Source organism: Streptomyces sp. NPDC058955 (assembly GCF_042741435.1).
In the GTDB taxonomy this organism is placed as follows: Bacteria; Actinomycetota; Actinomycetes; order Streptomycetales; family Streptomycetaceae; genus Streptomyces.
The window spans coordinates 16,735-18,237 of the sequence record NZ_JBHYKM010000139.1 but is presented as its reverse complement, the minus strand read 5'-3'; the positions used below and the strand labels follow the sequence as shown (position 1 = coordinate 18,237).

Here is a 1,503-nt window from a genome sequence, read left to right as displayed (position 1 = left end):
GGCGTTGTTATTGAGATCCACGAGGGTGTCGTGGGCGATGCGGGTGTCGTGGGGGTGGAGCTCGCTACGCTCCCTGGCCGGCCGCGGGCGGGCGCCCGCGGATTGGCGACGACTCTAGCGCGCCCCGGAAAACAGCGGTAAAAGCGCGACGGCGCCCCTCACCGCGCCGGCTGCGCGGTGAGGGGCGCCGAGGTCGTGCCGGGGGCCGCCCGCGCGGCGCCGTCTCCCCGAGTTAAGACGGCGCCGTACGGCACAGGGCCTGGCTCAGCTGTCGGCCAGGATGTGGGACAGCTCGGTATCGAGGTCGAAGTGCCGGTGCTCGGTGCCCGGTGGCACCGCGGCGTCGGTCCGCTTGAGGAACGACTCCAGGGCCCTCGCGGGGGCCTCGAGCAGGGCCTCGCCCTCGGGCGAGCTCAACGCGATGCAGACGACGCCCTGGCCGTGGCTACGGGACGGCCAGACCCGGACGTCGCCGGTGCCGGTGGGCCGGTGCAGCCCCTCGGCGAGAAGGTCGCGGGCGAAGACCCACTCGACCGTCTCCTCGGCTCCGGTGTGGAAGGTGGCGTGCACGGCGTACGGATCCGCCGTGTCATACCGCAGGCCCGCGGGTACAGGCAGTGAGGACTCGCTCGACACAACGAGGCGCAGGTGCAGCTCGCAGCTCACCACGGTGTTCATAAGCGCCAGGGCCTTTCGCTCAGTGTGCGCTCGGGGATTCGCACGTCGGCGAAATCGACATGCCACCTCCGGTGCCGTTGTAAACCCCTCTGTCGGTTTTGTGATCGTTCAGGTAGCTCGGACGGCGGTATGTAACTTTGGGTAATACCGCCATACCGGTGGGGCTGATGTGTCGGGTAAATTGGCCCCATGAATGCGGAGAGTGACGAGCGCGCCCCCGGGTCCCCGAACGACGGCGAGGCCGAACTGGGATCCCGAGCACCGGAGTTCATCAAGGCCCGCCGGGGTCTGCATCTGAGCTGGCAGGTCGGCGTCTTCATCGTCGGACTCGCCGTGATCGGCGCGGGCATCCTCATGCTGGTCTTCCCCGGGCCCGGCTGGCTCGTCATCTTCGCCGGCATGGCGATCTGGGCGACCGAGTTCGTCTGGGCGCAGATCGTGCTCCGCTGGACCAAGCGCAAGGTCACCGAGGCCGCCCAGCGCGCCCTCGACCCCAAGGTCCGGCGCCGCAACATCACCCTCACCGTCATCGGCCTGGTGATCATCGCCGCGCTGCTCGGCTGGTACCTCTGGAAGTTCGGCATCGTCATGCCCTGGAAGATCGACGAATGACCCCGGGGTGGTTCGGGAGCCCCGCTGACATGCGGTAATGTTTGCGGTGCGCCCGGGCGATTAGCTCAGTGGGAGAGCACTTCGTTCACACCGAAGGGGTCACTGGTTCGAACCCAGTATCGCCCACCACCCGGCACGAGGGCCCGGAGACGATCACCGGGGCCGGGGCCCGGGGGGGGGGGCGGGGCCGCGGGCGCCCCCACACGGGCCCCC

The 1,503-nt window shown here is 69.4% G+C and carries 2 protein-coding genes and 1 tRNA gene; 2 read left to right on the top strand and 1 reads right to left on the bottom strand.

The annotated features are described in order from the left end of the window. Positions 1-264 precede the first annotated feature (264 nt). Positions 265-678, bottom strand: a complete 414-nt coding sequence (locus ACFW1I_RS33825; protein WP_030493555.1) for an SsgA family sporulation/cell division regulator — start codon at positions 676-678, stop codon at positions 265-267. 189 nt (positions 679-867) lie between these two features. Between ACFW1I_RS33825 and ACFW1I_RS33820 the strand changes: the two genes are divergently transcribed. Together ACFW1I_RS33820 and ACFW1I_RS33815 are read left to right on the top strand one after the other, a co-directional pair. Further along, a complete protein-coding gene (locus tag ACFW1I_RS33820) occupies positions 868-1,290 on the top strand; it encodes a TIGR02611 family protein (RefSeq protein WP_384677173.1) in 423 nt (140 codons plus the stop codon). 54 nt (positions 1,291-1,344) lie between these two features. Beyond that, positions 1,345-1,419: transfer RNA gene (locus tag ACFW1I_RS33815), tRNA-Val, on the top strand. Positions 1,420-1,503 lie beyond the last annotated feature (84 nt).